Annotated in this window: 17 protein-coding genes; 9 read left to right on the top strand and 8 right to left on the bottom strand. The window is 54.1% G+C overall.

What is annotated here, in order from left to right; translation table 11 throughout:
- Positions 1-6: 6 nt before the first annotated feature.
- Positions 7-1,374 carry an anaerobic C4-dicarboxylate transporter DcuC gene (gene dcuC, locus OGV77_RS05265; RefSeq protein ID WP_286502624.1) on the bottom strand — a complete coding sequence of 456 codons (1,368 nt, stop codon included), beginning with the start codon at positions 1,372-1,374 and terminating at the stop codon, positions 7-9.
- A 359-nt stretch (positions 1,375-1,733) separates the two neighbouring features.
- Here dcuC and nanR point away from each other — a divergent pair, with 359 nt between their 5' ends.
- The 5 genes from nanR to nanQ all read left to right on the top strand — a co-directional run bounded on the left by nanR (position 1,734) and on the right by nanQ (position 6,723).
- Positions 1,734-2,525, top strand: coding sequence for a transcriptional regulator NanR (gene nanR / locus OGV77_RS05270; protein WP_286502625.1), 792 nt, complete (start codon positions 1,734-1,736; stop codon positions 2,523-2,525).
- Positions 2,526-2,783: 258 nt separating this feature from the next.
- Complete coding sequence (gene nanA / locus OGV77_RS05275; RefSeq protein ID WP_087051119.1) at positions 2,784-3,677, top strand: N-acetylneuraminate lyase; 894 nt, start codon at positions 2,784-2,786, stop codon at positions 3,675-3,677.
- 110 nt (positions 3,678-3,787) lie between these two features.
- A complete protein-coding gene (locus OGV77_RS05280) occupies positions 3,788-5,278 on the top strand; it encodes an MFS transporter (RefSeq protein WP_043017810.1) in 1,491 nt (496 codons plus the stop codon).
- A 105-nt stretch (positions 5,279-5,383) separates the two neighbouring features.
- Positions 5,384-6,253, top strand: a complete 870-nt coding sequence (nanK, locus tag OGV77_RS05285; protein WP_047408313.1) for an N-acetylmannosamine kinase — start codon at positions 5,384-5,386, stop codon at positions 6,251-6,253.
- 2 nt (positions 6,254-6,255) lie between these two features.
- The gene (gene nanQ / locus OGV77_RS05290; protein ID WP_047408316.1) at positions 6,256-6,723 is read left to right on the top strand and encodes an N-acetylneuraminate anomerase; all 468 of its coding nucleotides are present in this window, start codon (positions 6,256-6,258) and stop codon (positions 6,721-6,723) included.
- A gap of 58 nt (positions 6,724-6,781) precedes the next feature.
- On the opposite strand, the gene OGV77_RS05295 is transcribed toward nanQ, so the two are convergent.
- The 4 genes from OGV77_RS05295 to gltB all read right to left on the bottom strand — a co-directional run bounded on the left by OGV77_RS05295 (position 6,782) and on the right by gltB (position 15,465).
- Positions 6,782-8,062 carry a cytosine deaminase gene (locus tag OGV77_RS05295; protein ID WP_047408319.1) on the bottom strand — a complete coding sequence of 427 codons (1,281 nt, stop codon included), beginning with the start codon at positions 8,060-8,062 and terminating at the stop codon, positions 6,782-6,784.
- The gene (codB, locus tag OGV77_RS05300) at positions 8,052-9,302 is read right to left on the bottom strand and encodes a cytosine permease (protein ID WP_043017806.1); all 1,251 of its coding nucleotides are present in this window, start codon (positions 9,300-9,302) and stop codon (positions 8,052-8,054) included. Before codB ends, OGV77_RS05295 begins: the two co-directional genes overlap by 11 nt.
- A 271-nt stretch (positions 9,303-9,573) precedes the next feature.
- On the bottom strand, positions 9,574-10,992 hold the full coding sequence (locus OGV77_RS05305; RefSeq protein WP_003828781.1) for a glutamate synthase small subunit: 1,419 nt from the start codon (positions 10,990-10,992) through the stop codon (positions 9,574-9,576).
- Between the two features lie 12 nt (positions 10,993-11,004).
- Positions 11,005-15,465 carry a glutamate synthase large subunit gene (gltB, locus tag OGV77_RS05310; RefSeq protein ID WP_123915741.1) on the bottom strand — a complete coding sequence of 1,487 codons (4,461 nt, stop codon included), beginning with the start codon at positions 15,463-15,465 and terminating at the stop codon, positions 11,005-11,007.
- Between the two features lie 684 nt (positions 15,466-16,149).
- Between gltB and mnmL the strand changes: the two genes are divergently transcribed.
- From mnmL to mtgA, 4 genes are all read left to right on the top strand, one after another.
- A complete protein-coding gene (mnmL, locus tag OGV77_RS05315) occupies positions 16,150-17,079 on the top strand; it encodes a tRNA modification radical SAM protein MnmL/YtqA (protein ID WP_100194892.1) in 930 nt (309 codons plus the stop codon).
- Between the two features lie 203 nt (positions 17,080-17,282).
- Positions 17,283-19,619: an aerobic respiration two-component sensor histidine kinase ArcB gene (arcB, locus tag OGV77_RS05320; RefSeq protein WP_043017804.1), complete on the top strand. Its 2,337-nt coding sequence runs from the start codon at positions 17,283-17,285 to the stop codon at positions 19,617-19,619.
- A 230-nt stretch (positions 19,620-19,849) separates the two neighbouring features.
- A complete protein-coding gene (gene elbB / locus OGV77_RS05325) occupies positions 19,850-20,503 on the top strand; it encodes an isoprenoid biosynthesis glyoxalase ElbB (RefSeq protein ID WP_043017803.1) in 654 nt (217 codons plus the stop codon).
- Positions 20,500-21,219, top strand: coding sequence for a monofunctional biosynthetic peptidoglycan transglycosylase (gene mtgA / locus OGV77_RS05330; RefSeq protein ID WP_087051120.1), 720 nt, complete (start codon positions 20,500-20,502; stop codon positions 21,217-21,219). The genes elbB and mtgA overlap by 4 nt, the downstream gene beginning before the upstream one ends.
- Before the next feature lie 66 nt (positions 21,220-21,285).
- On the opposite strand, the gene npr is transcribed toward mtgA, so the two are convergent.
- From npr to ptsN, 3 genes are read right to left on the bottom strand one after another with little or no spacing between them, the layout of a single operon-like run.
- The gene (gene npr / locus OGV77_RS05335; protein WP_003828770.1) at positions 21,286-21,558 is read right to left on the bottom strand and encodes a PTS phosphocarrier protein NPr; all 273 of its coding nucleotides are present in this window, start codon (positions 21,556-21,558) and stop codon (positions 21,286-21,288) included.
- On the bottom strand, positions 21,555-22,409 hold the full coding sequence (rapZ, locus tag OGV77_RS05340; protein ID WP_003025085.1) for an RNase adapter RapZ: 855 nt from the start codon (positions 22,407-22,409) through the stop codon (positions 21,555-21,557). Before rapZ ends, npr begins: the two co-directional genes overlap by 4 nt.
- 45 nt (positions 22,410-22,454) lie before the next feature.
- On the bottom strand, positions 22,455-22,946 hold the full coding sequence (gene ptsN, locus OGV77_RS05345) for a PTS IIA-like nitrogen regulatory protein PtsN (protein WP_006687857.1): 492 nt from the start codon (positions 22,944-22,946) through the stop codon (positions 22,455-22,457).
- Positions 22,947-22,978 lie beyond the last annotated feature (32 nt).

Consider the following 22,978-nt stretch of genomic DNA (forward strand, 5'->3'; position numbering starts at 1 on the left):
TCGGGGTCAGTAAAACAGTGCGATGGTGGCTATCATATTCACCACAAATCCCACCGCCATCGGGATAGCCGTACGTTTTACCACCTCAAAGGGCGATACGCCGGCAATACCCGATGTCACTACAATTACCGCAGTAATGGGTGACACCGCCCGGGCCAGCGTAGTAGCAAAATGCATCGGCATAATCATCACTACCGCAGGAATATGTAGTCCGGCGGCTATATCCGGAATCAGGCTGGCAAAAGACATAAACGGCGCGTTGCCTGACCCCATAACGATCGCACAAGCGGCAATAACCACGGTCATGATGATCATCACGCCGATGCCGCCGAGACCGGAATGCTCTGCGCCTTTTATTACGGCGTCGACAGTCCCGATAGTCGTCAACCCTTTCGCAAAGATCTCACCGGCGACCACCAGCGTGACAACGTTGGCAAACTGCGTCCCCATGCCGTCAAAAAAAGCCTGCACATCATCCATCGTTTCGCGCAGATTATGTTTATGCAGGAATTCTACAAACATGGTCAGCGTCATGCTCATCAGCATCACCACCACCAGATTCAGCTCTGCTTTCATTAGCCCCATATGTGCAAGGGCAAGCGATCCCAGCATCAGAAGCAACGGCATAACGGGGAGGATGGCGTAATAGAGTGGAGGTACGTTTTCCAGCGTCTTTTGTTCAGCGAATCCGTTGCTTTCCGGGAATGCTTTTTTATCAAACTGCCGCTGAACGAAAAAATGCGCAATAGCGACGGCAACGATCACGCACGATGCGACGGGTAACTGATACTGAAAGAAGTAGGTAGCGATTTTCATGCCTGCGACCTGCGCGGCAAAAATTGAGTTGGTTTCCAGGATGCCCCACTCAATTGACATCGAGGTGGCAATGACCGCCACCGCGGATAAACGACTAACGCCAAGACTGACCAGCGTCGGGAACAGCGTCACCATCAGCAGCATGCCTAAACCGGAAGCGCTGGTAATGAACTGAGCCATGATCTGACCAATCACATAGGTGGCTGCAAGAACAACATAAGGTGAGCGGATTAGCTTTAATGGGCGGCTTAACAGGCTAACCATCGCTCTGCTGGCTCCCATCTTGTCCATATAACGGGCATAACCGCCGACCGCCATGATTGATAACCCCAGTCCGGCCGCCCGGGTGGAAAGCATCCGCAGAATTTCGTTGTAAATATCGACCAGCAGATAGCCGCTGCTCTTGTCGTCAGCAACCAGCGCGCCGTAGCCCAGCCAGACGCCGCAGATCATCAGGAAGATCCCGGCGGCGGCCAGCACGACCTGCGGCTTGTAGTTTTTGAGGATCAGGTAACCCATCGTTAATAAAACGATGACAGAGATAATGATGCCGAACATTGTTTCACTCCATGCCAGAGAAGAAGATAAATCCGGTAATAATGCTGTTGTCAAAACGGATGTTATATTTTTTCGGGTGCTTTTTATGGAGTGAATATCTTATTTTTAATTCGATGTTTAAATTATTTATCGTTATAAAATAGATGGTTATGATAATTTATCACGTTCATATTCATAAATTTCATGAAGCGAATATGATGCTGTTTAATTAAAGAAAAGCGTAATGCTTAAACATAATAAAATATCCTGAAGATAGATATTACCAATAAGTCGCCCAGCCCGATTGACCATCATTTCACCCTGCTTTCGATCCTGTGTTAGGATAAACCTGCTGTTGTTTGTCACCACGACTTAGCTGAATGGACCCTATGAACGCATTTGATTCGCAAGCTGAAGACTCTCCATCCACCATTGGCCGTAGCTTACGCAATCGCCCGCTGGCGCGTAAAAAACTGTCTGAGATGGTTGAAGAAGAACTGGAGCAGATGATTCGTCGTCGGGAATTTGGCGAGGGCGAACAGTTGCCGTCTGAGCGGGAGCTGATGGCCTTCTTTAACGTGGGCCGTCCTTCTGTACGAGAAGCGCTGGCAGCGTTAAAACGCAAAGGTCTGGTACAAATCAACAACGGCGAGCGCGCCCGCGTTTCGCGTCCTTCGGCTGATACTATTATCAGCGAGCTGTCCGGTATGGCGAAAGATTTCCTCGCGCATCCCGGCGGCATTGCCCACTTCGAACAGTTGCGACTGTTCTTTGAATCAAGCCTGGTCCGATACGCCGCCGAACATGCGACGGACGAGCAAATCGACAGACTGGCGAAAGCGCTGGAGATCAACAGCCAGTCGCTCGATGACAATGTGTTGTTCATTCGCTCGGATGTTGATTTTCACCGTGTGCTGGCGGAGATCCCGGGTAATCCTATCTTTATGGCCATCCATGTTGCGCTGTTAGACTGGCTGATTGCAGCTCGTCCGGCCGTCGCCGATCAAGAGTTGTATGAGCACAATAACGTGAGTTATCAGCAGCATATAGCTATTGTCGACGCAATTCGCCAGCGTGATCCTGAAGAAGCGGACCGCGCACTGCAAGAACACCTCAACAGCGTTTCCGCGACCTGGCACGCCTTCAGCAAAATTAAAAAATTGCGTAAGTGATCGCGATCCTGACGATCGTTTAAACACAAAATCATTCAAGTTGCATCAAGGCGGCAAGAGAGCGAGCCCCCTGGAGCATAGGTAACTATGTGACAGGGATGAGCGAACGCAGCTACGCAGAGGCGGCTTGAAGAATGAAGTGTTTAGTGAAGTAGATCGCACTATAAGCGTTCTGTATTGTATTGCTGCTTATTTGATCTGGTATAACAGGTATAAAGGTATGCAGTCAGATAACACTAATCATCGTCAGAGGTCGTTATGGCAAGAGATTTAAAAGGCGTAATGCCCGCATTGTTAACCCCATTCGATAATCAACAGCGACTGGACATCGAGAGTCTGCGCCGCCTGGTTCGTTTCAACATTGGTCAAGGTGTAGATGGGCTCTATGTCGGTGGCTCAACGGGTGAGGCCTTTGTTCAAAACCGCGTTGAAAGAGAGCAGGTACTGGAAATTGTTGCCGAAGAAGCGAAAGGCAAGGTGACGCTTATCGCCCACGTTGGCACGGTAAGCACCGAAGAGAGCCAACAGCTGGCGAGCGCCGCGCATCGCTACGGCTATGATGCGGTTTCGGCCGTCACGCCGTTTTACTATCCGTTCAGCTTTGAAGAGCATTGCGATCACTATCGCGCGATTATTGATTCCGCTGATGGTTTACCGATGGTGGTCTATAACATTCCGGCGCTGAGCGGTGTGAAATTGACGCTGAATCAGATCAACACGCTGGTGACGTTGCCGGGCGTTGGTGCGCTGAAGCAAACTTCAGGCGATCTCTATCAGATGGAACAGATCCGCCGCGCTCACCCCGATCTGGTGCTTTATAACGGCTATGACGAGATCTTCGCTTCTGGTCTGCTTGCGGGGGCAGATGGCGGTATCGGTAGCACTTACAACATCATGGGATGGCGTTATCAGGGAATTGTGAAAGCGCTCAAAGAAGGCGACATCCGGACGGCGCAAAAGCTGCAAACCGAGTGCAATAAAGTTATCGATCTGCTTATTAAGGTTGGCGTGTTCCGCGGCCTGAAAACGGTACTGCACTATATGGATGTGGTTTCTGTCCCACTGTGCCGTAAACCATTTGCCCCGGTAGATGAACAATATCTGCCGGAACTGAAAGCGCTGGCAAACCAACTGCTGGCGGAAAAGGCGTAATCGCGGGTCGCCGGGGGCGCTTCGCTTGCCCGGCCTGGATTTTTCGACTTTAGGCCGGATAGGGCAAAGCCGCCGTCCGGCACAACAACAAAAATCGTCGGGAGAGTAAAATGAGTACTTCTACCCAGAGCATCCCGTGGTATCGCCATCTCAATCGGGCGCAATGGCGGGCATTTTCCGCCGCCTGGCTGGGATATTTACTTGATGGTTTTGATTTTGTATTAATCGCCCTTGTGCTAACTGAAGTACAAGGTGAATTCGGACTGACGACGGTGCAGGCTGCCAGCCTGATCTCGGCCGCCTTTATCTCCCGTTGGTTTGGCGGATTAATGCTGGGGGCCATGGGCGATCGTTACGGACGCCGCCTGGCGATGGTCACCAGCATCATTCTGTTCTCCGTGGGCACGCTGGCCTGCGGCTTCGCGCCGGGCTACACCACCATGTTTATCGCCCGCCTGGTTATCGGTATGGGAATGGCGGGTGAGTACGGCTCCAGCGCAACCTATGTTATTGAAAGCTGGCCAAAACACCTGCGAAACAAAGCCAGCGGCTTCCTGATTTCCGGCTTCTCCGTTGGCGCAGTTATCGCCGCCCAGGTTTACAGCCTGGTGGTCCCGATCTGGGGGTGGCGCGCGCTGTTCTTCATCGGCATTTTGCCCATTATCTTCGCCCTCTGGCTGCGTAAAAACATACCGGAAGCGGAAGACTGGAAAGAGAAACACGAAGGCAAAGCGCCGGTACGCACGATGGTGGACATTCTCTACCGGGGTGAGCATCGGGTAATAAATATTCTGATGACGCTCGCCGCCGCAACCGCGCTGTGGTTCTGCTTTGCTGGCAACCTGCAAAATGCGGCTATCGTGGCGGTTCTTGGACTGATCTGCGCGTTTATCTTCATTAGCTTTATGGTGCAAAGCAGCGGGAAACGCTGGCCGACGGGCGTTATGCTGATGGTGGTCGTGCTATTCGCCTTCTTGTACTCGTGGCCGATTCAGGCGCTGCTGCCTACATATCTGAAAACCGAACTCATGTATGACCCCTCAACGGTTGCCAGAGTGCTCTTCTTTAGCGGCTTTGGCGCGGCGGTCGGTTGTTGCGTCGGTGGTTTTCTTGGTGACTGGCTGGGCACGCGTAAAGCTTATGTCTGCAGTCTACTGGCTTCGCAACTGCTGATTATTCCAGTGTTCGCGATTGGCGGCTCAAACGTCTGGGTACTGGGTTTATTGTTGTTTTTCCAGCAAATGCTTGGTCAAGGGATCTCCGGGATCTTACCAAAACTGATCGGTGGCTATTTCGATACCGACCAGCGTGCGGCGGGCCTGGGCTTCACCTACAACGTGGGCGCACTGGGCGGGGCACTGGCGCCGATCATCGGCGCGCTGATTGCCCAACGTCTGGATCTCGGAACCGCGCTGGGATCGCTCTCTTTCGGTCTGACATTTGTGGTGATCCTGCTGATTGGTCTCGATATGCCGTCCCGCGTACAGCGCTGGCTGCGCCCTGAAGCGTTGCGTACGCATGATGCCATTGATGGTCGACCGTTTAGCGGGGCCGTGCCGTTCGGCGGTGACAAAAGCACCATGGTGAAATCCAAAAGTTAATCGGGTTGCCCGGCGCTAAACCGGGCAATGACGTAAGGGAAGAACGATGTCGTTATTTGAGCAACAGGATAAAAAGATTATCACCGCGATGCAGAAGGCTGTGTCATGACCACGCTGGCGATTGATATCGGCGGCACCAAACTGGCTGCCGCGCTGATAGACAGTAATCTGCAAATCCGCGAGCGGCGTGAATTGCCAACGCCTGCCAGCAAAACGCCGGATGCACTGCGCGCCGCGTTATATGCTCTGATTGCGCCGTTACAGGGGCAGGCAACGCGGGTGGCGATCGCTTCGACGGGGATTATCCGCGAGGGTTCTCTACTGGCGCTGAATCCGTACAATCTCGGCGGGCTACTGCATTTTCCGTTGGTACAAACGCTAAAAGATCTCACCGCGTTGCCGACGCTGGCAGTCAATGATGCCCAGGCAGCGGCATGGGCTGAGTATCATGCGCTTGGCGGCGAGTACCGCGATATGGTGTTTATTACCGTTTCCACCGGCGTGGGCGGTGGGGTGGTCAGCGAAGGAAAACTGCTGACCGGCAGCGGCGGTCTGGCCGGGCATCTGGGACATACGCTGGCTGATCCGCATGGGCCTGTTTGCGGCTGCGGGCGTGTGGGCTGCGTTGAGGCGATCGCTTCCGGACGTGGAATAGCGGCGGCAGCCGAAGGCGCGCTTGCTGGATGCGACGCCAAAACCATTTTTAGCCGCGCCGGGCAGGGGGATGAGCAAGCAAGCCGGTTGATCCATCGTTCAGCGCGGACCCTGGCAAGGCTTGTCGCCGATGTTAAGGCCACGACCGATTGCCAGATCGTGGTGATTGGCGGCAGCGTTGGGCTGGCTGAAGGGTATCTGGCGCTGGTGGAACATTATTTGGCACAAGAGCCTTTGGCCTATCACGTGGAATTACTGGCGGCGCATTACCGTCATGACGCTGGATTACTGGGGGCCGCGCTGTTGGCCCTGGGAGATTGATTATGATGTCAGATGAGTTGCGTTCACTGCCTTCTGCCGGATTACATCCGGTCTTGCAGCAGGCATTAACGCTTGCCGTTGCGGCGAATCCGCAGGAGAAGACGCCTGGGCGCTACGAGTTGCAGGGCGATAATATTTTTATGAATGTCATGCAATTTGCAACGCAGAGCCCAGAGCACAAGAAAGCGGAGCTGCATCAGCAGTACATTGACATTCAGGTGCTGCTATCCGGCGAAGAACGTATTCTGTTTGGGATGGCCGATTCTGCTCGTCAGTGCGAAGAGATGCACGTTGAGGATGATTATCAGCTGTGCAGCCAGATTGCCGATGAGCAGGCTATGGTACTGAAGCCGGGAAGATTTGTGATTTTTATGCCGGGCGAGCCGCATAAACCGGGTTGCGTGGCGCAGGCCCCGATGGATATCAAAAAGGTGGTGATCAAGGTGCGCGCCAGCTTATTACAAGCCTGACGATGAGAGACCGTGTCGGATGGCAAGGCTTGCGCCATCCGACATGGAATATAACGACCTAGCGTTTAAACGTCACCGCTTCTGGCTGGGTCAGATGCAGCGTAGTCCGAGCTGGCACAGTCTCGGCAATGACTCGCCCGTGACGAATGGAATAACGGGCAGGCGTCTGGCGACGAACTGCATCAAATCCATTCTCTGCCGGTAAAATCACCAGATTCGCGGAATTCCCCACGTTCAGACCGTAGTCCTGCAGGTGCAGGGTTTTCGCGCTGTGGGTGGTGACCAGGTTCAGCCCATCGTTAATCTGCCCGTACCCCATCAACTGGCACACGTGTAACCCCATATGCAGCACCTGCAGCATATTCGCGGTACCCAGCGGATACCACGGGTCGAAGACGTCATCATGACCGAAGCAGACGTTGATCTCCGCCTCCAGCATCTCTTTGACGCGCGTTACGCCGCGGCGTTTAGGATATGTGTCAAAGCGCCCTTGCAGGTGAATATTCACCAGTGGATTGGCGACAAAGTTAATGCCGGACATTTTCAACAGGCGGAAAAGACGGGAAGCATACGCGCCGTTATAGGAGTGCATTGCCGTGGTATGGCTGGCGGTCACGCGTTCGCCCATATTGTAGCGATGCGCCAGCGCCGCGACGGTTTCAACAAAGCGTGATTGCTCATCGTCAATTTCGTCGCAGTGCACGTCGATAAGCCTGTCGTATTTTTGCGCGAGGGCGAAAATTTTGTGCAGCGACTCCACGCCATATTCACGCGTGAATTCGAAGTGGGGGATCGCGCCAATGACATCGGCACCCAGACGCACGGCTTCCTCTAATAACGCCTCACCGTTGGGGTAAGAAAGAATACCCTCTTGCGGGAACGCCACAATCTGCAGTTCTACCCACGGAGCGACTTCTTGCTTCACCTCCAGCATGGCTTTTAGCGCCGTCAACGTAGGGTCGGAAACGTCAACGTGAGTACGGACATACTGAATGCCGTTGGCCATTTGCCACTTCAGGGTCTGCATGGCGCGCGCTTTGACGTCTTCGTGAGTGAGCATTGCCTTACGTTCGGCCCAGCGCTCAATGCCTTCAAACAATGTACCAGACTGGTTCCAGCTCGGCTCCCCCGCGGTTTGCGTGGTGTCGAGATGGATATGTGGCTCAACAAACGGGGGAATTGCCAGACCACCTTCGGCATCAAGAATTTCACCCTGTGGCAACGTAGCTGCGTCCTGAGGCTCAATCCGGCTGAAGCGCCCGTCTTCAATCGTGAGCTGCCAAAATCCTTCGCGTCCCTGTAAACGCGCCTGACGAATGGTGATGTTATTATTCTGCATGGCTGACCTCTGGTGATTTAACAAGGCTGCGATTGAAAAGGGGATTCAGCAGGATATAGCTGAATACGCCGCCGAGTACGGCGTTGACGGGCACGATGCCGGGGATATAGTGGCCGGCGGCAATGCCCAGTGCAACGGACAGGATAGCTATCCAGTTTACGGAAATAAATTGCGCTTTGCTGAAGTCGGCATACCGGCGATGGTTCAGCAGATAGTCGGCGATAATCACCCCGCCAATTGGGGGAATTGCTGCCGACAGAAATGTCAGCCAGCCGACAAAGTTATTGTAAAGCCACAGCGCGCACAGTGTGCCGATAATTCCGTTAGCCACTGACAGCGTACGGCTGGAAAGGCCGGTAATATTGGCAAATCCAAGGCCTGAGGCGTATAGCGCATTGTCGTTGGTGGTCCAGATATTCAGGCCAAGCACCACAATTGCGGGCAGCAGCAGTCCCTGGGCAATCATCACGTCAGAGATATCTGCCTGTCCAACAGCGGCGGCACCCGCTGCGCCGAAAATAAACATCAGCGAATTGCCAAGGAAAAACGCCACCATGGCAATCAGCACCGCGCCTTTGGCGTTGCGGCCAAAGCGAACAAAGTCGGCAGTTAACGTCCCTGCGCTGACAAACGAGCCGACCACCAGCGCCAGCGCGGTGGAGAAATTAAGCGGTGTCTGCGGCACTATCGCTTTTAAATGATCTAAACCGCCAACATCGCTCACCGCCAGCCAGACGGAGTAGCTGCCAAGAATGACGATGGCAGGTACGGCGATGATAGATAAAACGGTCAGGGCCGAAATACCAAAAAAGATGGTCAGGGTCATCAACAGACCGGAAACCGCAATCAGGATATTGACGTCAAGCCCCGTCGCTTTGCCGACCGGGATAGCAAACATGGCTACACCCACGCCAAACCAGCCCACCTGTGTGCCGCCTAACAGCAGTGAAGGAAGCCATGAACCTTTCAAACCAAATGAGTAACGCGCCAGAAGGTGGGTTGAGAGCCCTGTTTTTGCGCCGATAAAGCCGAGAAATGCAGTGTAAATACCGAGGAGAAGATTACCGAAGAGAACTGCCAGGAAGAAATCATTATAAGAAAGACCGGTACCGAGTGTGCCACCGGTCCACATACTGGCTGAAAAAAATGTGAGCCCCAACATGACAAACGTTAGTGGAATCACGCCTTTCCGCGCCGCCAGAGGGACGGGGCCCTGGCTATAATTGTTGTCCTGCGACACAACGCCTCCATGAATTTTGCCCAAAAAATCCGCCGCATAATATACAGTTCTCAGAATAAAGCAAACGTTTACGTGTGGTATTTTCTTGATAATTATTCGTGGGGTTAATGGTTCGCTGGTTTTTCTCCGTCGTCAGTGAACCACCGCGTGCGAGTTGAGTTTCCAGTATGGTTTGCGAGCGGTTTTCGAAGAATGATTCCGCATGTATTTTGCAGAGAAATATTGGCTCCCCATCCATCAGCGTCAGGCTGTGGCAGGGGAGCCAGAAGTATTACACTTCCAGGTAGTTCAGGATACCGTCCGCCGCTTTTCGACCTTCGGCAATCGCGGTAACTACCAGATCCGAACCACGCACGATGTCGCCACCGGCGAAGATTTTCGGGTTGCTGGTCTGGAAGGCGTTATCGCTGCGTTCCGGCGCAATAATACGACCCTGAGAATCCAGTTCGACGCTGTGCTCTTTCAGCCACTCCATACTGTGCGGGCGGAAGCCAAACGCCAGTAGCACCGCATCAGCCGGAACAACGTGCTCGGAACCGGCGACGATCTCCGCGCGGCGACGGCCCTTCGCATCCGGTTCGCCCATTTCGGTACGCGCCATTTTCACGCCGCATACTTTACCGTTGGCATTCACTTCCACGCCTAACGGCTGGACGTTGAACTGGAACTCCACACCTTCTTCGCGCGCGTTTTTCACTTCGCGCTTAGAACCCGGCATGTTTTCTTCGTCACGACGATAGGCGCAGATGACGTGTGCTGCGTTCTGGCGAACCGAGGTCCGCACGCAGTCCATCGCGGTATCGCCACCGCCGAGAACGACGACGCGTTTGCCTTCCATGCTGATGTACGGCTCATCGCTGCTTTCGCCAAAGCCCATCAACTGTTTAGTATTGGCGATCAGGAACGGCAGGGCATCAAATACGCCGGAAGCGTCTTCGTTTTCCAGCCCACCGCGCATCGACTGATAGGTACCTACGCCAAGGAACACGGCGTCGTAATCCTTCAGCAGGGAGTCGAGCTGCACATCGCGGCCCACTTCCACGTTCAGTTTGAACTCGATGCCCATGTCGGTGAAGATTTCACGACGACGGGTCATGACCTCTTTTTCCAGCTTGAAGGCCGGGATACCGAAGGTCAGCAGGCCGCCGATTTCCGGGTGACGGTCAAATACCACCGCCTTCACGCCGTTGCGGGTCAACACGTCGGCACAGGCCAGACCCGCCGGACCCGCACCGATGATCGCTACGCGCTTGTCAGTCTGGCGCACGCCGGTCATATCCGGACGCCAGCCCATTTCGAACGCTTTATCGTTGATATAGCGCTCGATGTTGCCGATGGTCACTGCGCCGAACTCATCGTTCAGCGTACAGGATCCTTCGCACAGTCGGTCCTGCGGGCACACACGACCACAGACTTCCGGCAGGGTGTTGGTCTGGTGCGACAGTTCTGCCGCTTCAAAGATACGTCCCTCATTTGCCAGCTTCAGCCAGTTTGGGATGTAGTTATGCACCGGGCATTTCCACTCGCAGTACGGGTTGCCGCAAGACAGGCAGCGGTCTGCCTGTGCTTTGGCCTGACCTTCAGAAAAAGGCTCGTAGATCTCGATAAATTCGATCTTACGGATCTTCAGCGGCTTCTTCGGCGGATCAACACGCTGCAGGTCGATAAATTGGTATACGTTCTGACTCATTGCTGCTACCCCTTACTGCGCCTGCACACGCAGCTCTGCTGCGCTACGACTACGGTGACCCAACAGTGCTTTCACATCACTGGATTTTGGTTTTACCAGCGCGAATTTCGCAGAGAATGCTGGCCAGTTAGCCAGGATCTCTTCGCCGTGTGAAGAGCCGGTATGCTGGACGTGCTCGGTAATCAGACCGCGCAGGTGTTCCTCGTGAATAGCCAGCGAGTCCACGCTCAGCACTTCTACCAGTTCCGGGTTCACGCGTTTGCGGAATTCACCGTCTTCGTCGAGCACGTAGGCGAATCCGCCCGTCATACCCGCCCCGAAGTTGACGCCCGTTTTGCCGAGAATACAGACGATGCCGCCGGTCATATATTCGCAGCCGTTGTCGCCAATACCTTCAACCACGGTGATAGCCCCGGAGTTACGTACTGCAAAGCGCTCACCCGCACGACCCGCGGCAAACAGGCGGCCACCGGTGGCACCGTACAGACAGGTGTTACCAATGATGCTCGCCTCATGGCTACGGAAAGCGGAGCCAACCGGAGGACGCACTGCCAGCAGGCCGCCCGCCATGCCTTTACCGACATAGTCGTTGGCATCGCCGGTCAGATACAGCTCCACGCCGCCTGCGTTCCACACGCCGAAGCTCTGGCCTGCGGTACCGCTGAAGTGCGCTTTGATCGGGTCAGATGCCAGCCCCTGATCGCCATGCGTTTGAGCGATATAGCCCGACAGCGACGCGCCAACTGAACGGTCGGTGTTGCGGATATCGAACCAGAAGGTTTTACTCTGGCGCTCGTCGACATACGGTTTCGCCTGCTGTAACAGTTGGGCGTTCAGTACGCCGTTATCAAACGGCGGGTTGTTCTCGGTGCAATGCAGCGCTTTACCCGGATGTGGTTCAGCGGTTTCCAGCAGACGATACAGCTCCAGCTTCTGCTGTTTGGCGGTAAATCCTTCCAGCTCTTTGAGCAGGTCGGTACGACCAATAAGATCCACCAGACGTTTCACGCCCAGCTCGGCCATCAGCTCGCGCACTTCGCGGGCGATAAATTCAAAGTAGTTGGTCACTTTGAACGGTAGGCCGTGATAGTGGTTCTTACGCAGTTTGTCGTCCTGAGTCGCCACGCCGGTTGCACAGTTGTTCAGGTGGCAAATACGCAGGTATTTACAGCCCAACGCCACCATCGGACCGGTGCCGAAACCGAAGCTTTCCGCACCCAGAATCGCCGCTTTAATGATATCGACGCCGGTTTTCAGACCGCCATCGACCTGCAGACGAATCTTGTGACGCAGGCCGTTAGCCACCAGCGCCTGCTGGGTTTCCACCAGACCCAGTTCCCACGGGCAGCCCGCATATTTCACGGAGGAGAGCGGGCTTGCGCCGGTGCCGCCGTCGTAGCCAGCAATGGTGATAAGGTCCGCATAGGCTTTCGCCACGCCAGTGGCGATGGTGCCAACGCCCGGTTCGGAAACTAGCTTCACCGAGATCATCGCTTTCGGGTTGACCTGTTTGAGGTCGAAAATCAGCTGCGCTAAGTCCTCGATAGAGTAGATATCGTGGTGCGGCGGCGGGGAGATCAGCGTCACCCCCGGCACCGAATAGCGCAGTTTGGCGATGTACGGGGTGACTTTATCACCTGGTAACTGACCGCCTTCGCCAGGCTTCGCGCCCTGAGCGACTTTAATCTGAATAACATCGGCGTTGACCAGATACGCCGGGGTTACGCCAAAGCGACCAGAAGCAACCTGCTTAATCCGCGACACCTTGTTAGTGCCGTAGCGCGCCGGGTCTTCGCCGCCTTCACCGGAGTTCGAGTTACCGCCGATGCTGTTCATAGCTTCGGCCAGCGCTTCGTGTGCTTCCGGGCTTAATGCGCCGATGGACATGGCTGCGGTATCAAAGCGTTTAAACAGTTCGGTTGCAGGTTCGACTTCGTTAATGCTTACGGCTTCATCGCCAGGCGTAATCGCCAGCAGATCGCGCAGCGTGGCCGCTGGACGCTCATTGACCAGCCGGGCATATTCCTGATAGTCGCTGTATTCACCGCTTTGTACCGCCTGTTGCAGCGTGCGTACCACGTCCGGATTGTAGGCGTGGTATTCGCCCCCGTGGACGTATTTCAGCAAACCGCCCTGGCTGATGGGTTTACGCGCCAGCCATGCATGTTTGGAAAGATTCAGCAGATCCTGCTGGAAGTCGGTAAACCCTGCGCCGCTGATGCGGCTGACCACGCCCTGGAAACACAGCGCAACGACATCATCATGCAGACCAACGGCTTCAAACAGCTTCGAGCAGCGGTAAGAGGCGATGGTCGAGATGCCCATCTTGGACATGATTTTGTACAGACCTTTGTTGATGCCGTTACGGTAGTTCAGCATCACGGTCCGGTAATCTTTGGCAATCGCCTGAGTGTCGATCAACCGTCCCAGCGTTTCATACGCGAGATACGGATAAATGGCCGTCGCGCCAAAGCCGAGCAGGACGGCGAAGTGGTGCGGGTCGCGGGCACTGGCGGTTTCAACGATGATGTTGGCATCGCAACGCAGGCTTTGTTCAACCAGACGCGTTTGCACTGCGCCCACGGCCATCGGCGCCGGAACCGGCAGGCGGTTTTTGGCGATGTTACGGTCAGAGAGCACCAGCAGTACGGTGCCGTTACGCACCATCTGTTCGGCTTTATCACACAGGGCTTTGACGGTCTCTTCGAGCGTGGTTTCGGTCACGTCGAAGGTAATATCCAGGCGATCGGCGCGATAATGCTCCTCTTTCATGGTCGTCAGCTGGGTGAAATCGGAGTACAGCAGGATCGGCGATTTAAAGCTCAGGCGGTGTGCCTGACCTTCGGCTTCGCAGAAGACATTCATCTCACGACCGATGCTGGTGGCCAGCGACATAACGTGCGCTTCACGCAGCGGGTCGATCGGCGGGTTAGTCACCTGCGCGAACTGCTGGCGGAAGTAGTCATAAATGATGCGCGGCTGGCTGGAGAGCACGGCAAACGGGGTATCATCACCCATTGAACCGACCGCTTCCTGACCATTTTCGCCGAGCACGCGGATTACGGAATCCAGTTCTTCGGCGCTGTAGTTAAACTGTTTTTGGTAGCTGGCGAGGGTGTCATCGTCCAGTTCACGGCTGCCGACCTGATCGTCAGCCAGATCTTCGAACGGCACCAGACGGCGGACGTTCTTCTCCATCCACTCTTTGTACGGATGGCGACTTTTCAAATCGTCATCGGTTTCGGCAGAGTGCAGAATGCGCCCGCTGCGGGTATCGATAACCATCAGCTCGCCAGGGCCGACACGGCCTTTCTCAACCACTTCATCCGGTTGATAATCCCAGATCCCAACTTCAGAAGCGCAGGTAATCAGCTTGTCTTTGGTGATAACGTAGCGCGCCGGACGCAGGCCGTTTCGGTCGAGGTTACAGGCGGCAAAGCGACCGTCGGACATGACGATGCCAGCCGGGCCATCCCACGGCTCCATGTGCATGGAGTTAAAGTCAAAGAATGCGCGCAGCTCCGGATCCATATCCGGGTTGTTCTGCCAGGCCGGCGGCACCAGTAAGCGCATGGCACGGATGATGTCCATCCCGCCTGCCAGCAGCAGTTCCAGCATGTTATCCATTGAACTTGAGTCGGAGCCGGTTTCGTTAACGAACGGCGCAGCGTCGTGCAGATCCGGGATCAAAGGCGTCTGGAATTTATAGGTACGTGCGCGTGCCCACTGGCGGTTGCCGGTGATGGTGTTGATTTCACCGTTATGCGCCAGGTAGCGGAACGGCTGCGCCAGCGGCCAACGTGGTACGGTGTTAGTGGAGAAACGCTGGTGGAACAGGCAGATGGCCGATTCCAGACGCAGGTCCGCGAGGTCCAGGTAAAAGCGCGGCAGATCCGCCGGCATACACAGACCTTTATAGATATTGACCAGGTTCGACAAGCTACAGACGTAAAAGTCTTTATCTTCCTGGAGACGTTTTTCAATACGACGGCGCGCGATGAACAGGCGGCGTTCCATATCACGCGGGCGCCAGCCCGCAGGGGCGTTGACAAAAATTTGCTCGATACGAGGCAGGGAGGAGAGCGCAATTTCACCGAGAACACCTTCGTTGGTCGGCACGTCGCGCCAGCCGACAATCGACAGGGTCTCCTGCTGTAATTCTTCTTCAACAATGCGACGAGAAGCCGCGGCCAGCTCAGCGTCTTTATTTAAAAAGATCATGCCGACGGCGTAGTTTTTGGCTAAACGCCAGCCGCGCTCTTGCGCCACGATGCGGAAAAAGCGGTCCGGTTTTTGTAACAGCAGGCCGCAACCATCGCCGGTTTTTCCATCGGCAAGAATTGCGCCACGGTGCTGCATACGGGCCAGTGCGTGTATGGCGGTACGCACTACCTTGTGGCTAGGTTCGCCTTCTATGTGGGCGATCAGGCCGAAACCACAGTTATCCCTCTCAAGGGATTTATCGTACAACATATCAGTGAACCTCCCCAGGCTCTGCGGGATTCCCATCTGGACCGTTGCGCACGGGCACACCAAGAGCATGGCGACGGGGTTTGCGTGTCATACGCTTACCTCGCATTCGCCCTCTTTATCCTTTTCGCACAGGTCAAACAAGTTTGAGGACTTGCTTCAGAGGGAATCTCAATTACTGCATAAATATGATGAGCAGACTGCTCATCCAGAAAGCTTCCAGCGGATTTCCAAGTTATCGGGAATCCACACACAGGTCAAATGGCAATCTTATTTATGCAAAAATGTGCTATGGGGTAATTAAATTTATGAATTTATTGAAATAAAAGGGTTTTTTACATTGATTTAACCTGAGGGGAATGCCCTGGGAAGTGTGATCTGTCTCACTGTCAGAAAGGCCGGATATCTCTCGTCCTGCCTTTGTTTATCGAGATGCTTGGCATTTTATGCTGGTTTTTAAAGTTTTGGCGTCTTAAAGATACTGTTTTTACGCTGAGAGTATAAGAAGATAAAAAAAACTGCCGGATATAAGGAAAAGTAATTATATTTCGAGTGAATGAAATTCCGATTATTTTGATTTGTTATGCAATAAATAAAGGCTCGCCAGGGCGATTGATCCAGGTCATCGCCGACTGGGGTAAAAAATGGCAGGCTTTGGCCTCTTTTCAAGGCGCGGTCTACCAGATTATGCAGTTACAGAAATTAGTCAATATGTTTGGTGGGGATCTTTCTCGCCGTTATGGGCAAAAGGTTCATAAACTCACGCTACACGGCGGTTTTAGCTGTCCAAATCGCGATGGCACCATCGGTCGCGGCGGATGCACTTTCTGTAATGTGGCCTCATTTGCTGATGAAGCTCAGCAGCACCATTCCATTGCTGAGCAGCTTGAGCATCAGGCACATCTGGTCAATCGCGCGAAACGCTATTTGGCCTATTTCCAGGCCTATACCAGTACCTTTGCTGAAGTGCAGGTGCTGCGTTCGATGTATCAACAGGCGATCAGCCAGGCCAACATTGTCGGGTTATGCGTTGGCACACGTCCCGACTGCGTGCCGGATGCGGTACTCGACCTGCTTTGCGAGTATAAAGACCTCGGCTATGAGGTTTGGCTGGAGCTCGGTCTGCAAACTGCGCATGACAAAACCCTGCACCGCATTAACCGCGGCCATGATTTCGCTTGCTACCAGAACACCACGCGGCTGGCACGCGAGCGCGGGCTGAAGGTCTGCTCACACTTGATTGTTGGTCTGCCGGGAGAGGGGCAGGCGGAATGTCTGCAAACCATGGAGCGTGTGGTGGAGACGGGCGTTGACGGTATTAAGCTGCATCCGCTGCATATTGTGAAAGGCAGTACGATGGCGAAAGCCTGGGAGGCCGGGCGACTGAACGGAATTGAGCTGGACGACTATACGGTTACCGCCGGGGAGATGATCCGCCATACGCCGCCAGAGGTGATTTATCATCGCATTTCTGCCAGCGCGCGCCGCCCAACGCTGTTGGCGCCTCTCTGGTGCGAAAACCGTTGGACCGGGATGGTCGAACTGGACAAATACCTTAACGAGCATGGCGTGCAAGGCTCGGCGCTGGGTACGCCGTGGGTGCAGCCGGAGAGCTAATCTTCTGTAGGTCGGACGCCGGATAAGGCAAATCCGGCATCCGGCAATCTGCGTCTGCTTGCCTGATGGCGCTTCGCTTATCAGGCCTACGATGAACCACTCCCCGGTCATTTCACCGATAACCTCCGCATTTCTTGCACAATCTTCAACGTCACGCCGAGAATTGAGTATTATTGTGCCAAGTTGTCGTGAAGGAACTCTCTATGAAGCAAATCCGTATGCTGGCGCAATATTACGTCGACCTGATGATGAAGTTGGGTCTGGTGCGCTTTTCGCTGCTATTGGCGCTGGCTCTGGTCGTGTTGGCAATTGTGGTGCAGATGGCTGTCACCATGGTGCTGCATGGCCAGGTAGAAAGCATTGATGTTATCCGCTCTATCTTTTTTGGTCTGTTAATTACTCCCTGGGCCGTCTATTTCCTGTCAGTGGTGGTGGAGCAACTGGAAGAGTCCCGGCAGCGCCTGTCACGACTGGTACAAAAGCTGGAAGAGATGCGCGAGCGCGATCTCAAGCTCAATGTGCAGTTGAAAGACAATATTGCCCAGCTCAATCAGGAAATTGTTGAGCGCGAAAAAGCCGAAGCGGAGCGCCAGGAAACGTTCGAGCAGCTGAAGGTCGAAATTAAAGAGCGTGAGGAAGCGCAGATCCAGCTTGAGCAACAGTCTTCCTTCTTACGCTCTTTCCTCGATGCCTCGCCGGATCTGGTTTTTTATCGTAATGAAGATAAAGAATTTTCCGGCTGTAACCGCGCCATGGAGCTGCTGACCGGCAAAAGCGAAAAGCAATTGGTGAATTTAAAACCTGCTGATGTTTACTCCCCTGAGGCGGCTGAAAAGGTTATTGAAACCGACGAGAAGGTATTCCGTCATAACGTTTCGCTCACCTACGAACAGTGGCTGGACTACCCGGACGGACGCAAAGCCTGCTTTGAAATTCGCAAGGTGCCTTACTATGACCGCGTAGGTAAGCGACATGGCCTGATGGGCTTTGGGCGTGATATTACCGAGCGTAAGCGTTATCAGGACGCGCTTGAGCGCGCCAGCCGCGATAAGACCACCTTCATTTCTACTATCAGTCACGAGCTGCGCACCCCGCTTAACGGCATTGTCGGCTTAAGCCGGATCCTGTTGGATACGGACCTGACCGCTGAGCAGGAAAAATACCTGAAAACTATCCACGTCTCTGCCGTGACGCTGGGGAATATTTTCAACGATATTATCGATATGGATAAGATGGAGCGACGTAAAGTCCAGCTCGATAACCAGCCTGTTGATTTCACCAGTTTTATGGCGGATCTGGAAAACCTCTCTGGCCTGCAGGCGCAGCAAAAAGGGCTGCGTTTTGTGCTTGAACCAACGTTGCCGCTGCCGCATAAGGTCATTACCGACGGCACGCGTTTGCGCCAGATTCTGTGGAATCTTATCAGCAATGCCGTGAAGTTTACCCAGCAGGGGCAGGTGACCGTGCGCGCGCGCTATGACCAGGGGAACATGCTGCATTTCGAGGTTGAAGATTCCGGGATCGGCATTCCGCAGGATGAGCAGGATAAAATCTTCGCCATGTATTATCAGGTTAAGGACAGCAACGGCGGCAAACCGGCAACGGGAACCGGGATTGGGCTGGCCGTATCGAAGCGTCTGGCGAAAAACATGGGCGGTGATATTACGGTCTCAAGCCAGGCTGGCAAAGGTTCCATTTTTACGCTGACCGTGCATGCGCCTGCGGTAGCGGAAGAGATTGAAGACGCTTTTGAAGACGATGACATGCCGCTGCCCGCCCTGAATGTGCTGCTGGTGGAAGACATTGAACTGAACGTTATTGTCGCACGTTCAGTGCTGGAAAAACTGGGCAACAGCGTGGATGTCGCCATGACCGGGAAAGCCGCGCTGGAAATGTTCACGCCGGGCGAATATGACCTGGTGCTGCTGGATATTCAGCTACCGGATATGACCGGCCTGGATATCTCGCGCGAGCTGACGCAAAAATATGCCCGTGAGGACCTGCCGCCGCTGGTTGCGCTTACCGCCAACGTCCTGAAAGATAAGAAAGAGTATCTGGACGCGGGAATGGACGACGTGCTGAGTAAGCCGCTGTCGGTTCCAGCGTTAACCGCCATGATTAAAAAATACTGGGATACCCGAAACAAAGAGGAGAGCACTGTGACATCTGAAGAGAGCAGTAAATCGCAAGCGCTGTTAGATATTCCTATGTTGGAACAATACCTCGAGCTGGTGGGACCGAAGTTAATTACCGACGGGCTGGCGGTGTTTGAGAAGATGATGCCGGGATATTTGAGCGTGCTGGAGTCAAATCTGACCGCTCGGGACAAAAAAGGCGTTGTTGAGGAAGGCCATAAAATTAAAGGCGCGGCAGGTTCTGTTGGGCTGCGCCACCTGCAACAGTTAGGCCAGCAGATCCAGTCGCCGGATCTTCCTGCCTGGGAAGATAATGTTGCTGAATGGATTGAAGAGATGAAGCAGGAGTGGCAGCACGATGTGGCGGTATTGAAGGCCTGGGTGGCGAGCGTGGAAAAAAAATGACCCCGGCTTAACCGGGGTGCGCGAATACTGCGCCAACACCAGGGAAATCGTGGCTGCGCCGTAAATTATTATCATTATTTACAAGGGCGCAGCCCTAATTTTCAGGCCGCACGCAGTTAAGATAGCAAATCTTAAATAATTTGTTACATGAATCAGTTAAATGTGTGAAGCGTAGCATTTAAATCATAATAACTAATATGTTTCAGCCAGCTTAGAAAAGGAGTATCGCGATGAAAAAAGTGGGTGTAGTGCTCAGCGGATGCGGCGTGTATGACGGCGCAGAGATCCATGAAACGGTTCTCACGCTTCTGGCCATTGCCCGCAACGGCGCTCAGGCTGTCTGTTTCGCACCGGATAAACAACAAGCGGATGTGATTAATCATCTGACCGGCGAGCCGATGCAGGAAACGCGTAATGTGCTGATTGAAGCCGCACGTATTACACGCGGCGAGATTCGCCCACTGGCTCAGGCAGTCTCAACAGAACTGGACGCGTTGATAGTGCCTGGCGGGTTTGGCGCGGCTAAAAATCTGAGCAATTTTGCCAGTCAGGGCAGTGAATGCCGGGTTGACAGTGATTTAGCTGCGCTGGCGCTGGCTATGCATCAGGCGGGTAAGCCACTGGGATTTATGTGCATTGCGCCCGCCATGTTACCTAAAATTTTTGACTTTCCGCTGCGTCTGACCATCGGTACTGATATCGATACGGCAGAGGTGCTGGAAGAGATGGGCGCTGAGCATGTGCCTTGTCCGGTTGATGACATTGTCGTCGATGAAGACAACAAAATTGTCACTACGCCTGCCTATATGCTGGCGCAGGATATCGCTCAGGCTGCGAGTGGTATCGATAAACTGGTATCGCGTGTACTGGTGCTGGCTGAATGAGAAAAGGCGTTACCGCTTTTCTGCGGCGTATCTTTCTGCGGGCGGTCGTTGTCCTCGCTGTATTCTGGGGCGGGGGCATCGCACTTTTCAGCGTGATGCCGGTGCCGTTCTCGGCGGTAATGGTCGAGCGGCAACTGGGTGCATGGCTGTCTGGTGATTTCGGTTATGTGGCGCACTCGGACTGGGTGAGCATGGATGAGATCTCTGTGTGGATGGGGCTGGCGGTGATTGCCGCAGAGGACCAGAAGTTTCCCGAGCACTGGGGATTTGATGTCTCCGCCATAGAGAAAGCGCTGGCGCACAACGAACGTAATGAGAACCGTATTCGCGGGGCGTCGACGTTATCGCAACAGACGGCGAAAAACCTCTTTCTGTGGGATGGACGTAGCTGGGTGCGTAAGGGCCTTGAAGCCGGGCTAACGCTGGGTATGGAAACTGTCTGGAGCAAGAAACGTATTCTGACCGTCTATCTGAACGTTGCGGAGTTTGGCGATGGAATTTTTGGCGTGGAGGCCGCTGCGCAGCGCTATTTCCATAAGCCAGCCAGCCGGCTGAGTTTGTCTGAAGCGGCCTTGCTGGCGGCGGTGTTACCCAATCCTATGCGTTTTAAGGCGAATGCGCCTTCTGGTTATGTACGTAGCCGTCAGGCGTGGATTATGCGCCAAATGCGCCAGTTAGGCGGTGAGTCGTTTATGCGGGAACATAAGTTGTATTAGCTGAGTTATTGCCGGATGCGGCGTAAACGCCTTATCCGGCCTACTGGCTACGTTCTGTGTACTCGATTAATCTTCGTCAAAGCCTGAGTTAAACAGGGCAATTACCGCTGCCAGGGCTTCAACTTCCTGTGGACCCGTGGCTTCAACTTCTATCTGACGCCCTTTGGCGGAGTCCAGCATCAGCAGAGCGATAACGCTGTTGGCCTCAGCTTCCGTTCCTTCATCATTACGCAGCAACACTTCTGCTTCGAAGCCCTGCATCAATTCAAACAGTTTCATGGCTGGGCGGGCATGCATACCCAGCTTATTCGTGATTTCAACAGTTTGCTTCACGGTCATGATTTACGTTTTTCCAGCGTGCGATGGCGTGACTGCACGTTTTTACCGCGTGAGCGGAAGTAGTCAGCCAGCTGCTCTGCAATATACACCGAACGGTGCTTCCCGCCGGTACAGCCGATGGCTACGGTGAGGTAGCTGCGGTTGTTGGTCTCCAGCATGGGTAACCATAGCTCAAGATAGCTGCGAGTCTGGTAGATAAAATTGTGTACTTCTGTGTGCCTGTCGAGGAAGGCTGCGACGGGGCGGTCAAGACCGGTCATCGGGCGCAGCTTCGGATCCCAGTGCGGGTTAGGCAGGAAGCGCACGTCAAAGACGTAATCCGCGTCAATCGGGATACCGTGTTTGAAACCAAAGGATTCGAATACCATCGTCAATTCGCGTTCACGCTTGCCCAGCAGTCGGGTACGTAACATTTCCGCCAGTTCGTGCACGGACATTTCGGAGGTATCAACGATCAGGTCAGCACGAGAGCGCAGGGGCTCCAGCAAATCGCTTTCCTTATCGATAGCACTTTCCAGAGATAAGTTCTTGCTGGAAAGCGGATGCAGGCGACGGGTGTCGCTGTAGCGGCGAATCAGGGTGTTGCGATCGGCGTCAAGGAACAGCAACTGCGGTGAGAAGCCTTCAGGCAGGTTGTTCATCGCCTGCTCGAAAATTTCCGGGGACTCAGGCATGTTGCGCACATCAATGCTGACGGCCGCAGAAATCTGGCGATCGGCCAGAGTACGAGCCAGATCGGGCAACAGCACTACGGGAAGGTTATCCACGCAGTAAAAACCCATATCTTCCAGCGCACGCAGGGCGACAGATTTACCTGACCCCGAACGACCGCTGACGATCATCAGTACCATGTACTGTTTCTCCTCACAACGACAAAAAAGGATGCCATTGGGTTGTTATGCCTCATCCTGTCCACCTTCGGTGTCCGTGATGATTTGATACAACTCCTGGTCACTCTGTGCGGCGCGCAGGCGGCGGCAGATGGTTTTATCTGCCAGACGTTTGGCGACCAGTGACAACGTATGCAAATGCGTCTTGGTTTGGTCTGCCGGAACCAGTAGAGCAAAAAGCAGATCGACGGGTTGATTATCAATGGCGTCGAAAGCAATAGGCGTTTCAAGTTGCACAAACACGCCAACCGCGCGCATCGTGTCTTCTTCCAGCTTTCCGTGCGGAATAGCAATACCATTACCGATGCCGGTACTGCCCATTTTTTCACGCGTCAGAATGGCTTCAAATACCACCTGAGAGGGCAAGCTGAGCTGTTTTGCCGCCAGTTCACTGATGATTTCCAGTGCGCGTTTTTTGCTTTGGCAGTGAACGGCCGCGCGTGTACATTCCTGGTTAAGAACATTGCTCAGTTGTAGAGTCGTATCGTTATTTGTCATAATTTCACCTAAGCGCTAACTGTACAAATGGC

The organism is Citrobacter sp. Ce129 (assembly GCF_030334545.1).
GTDB classification, from domain to species: domain Bacteria; phylum Pseudomonadota; class Gammaproteobacteria; order Enterobacterales; family Enterobacteriaceae; genus Citrobacter; species Citrobacter europaeus.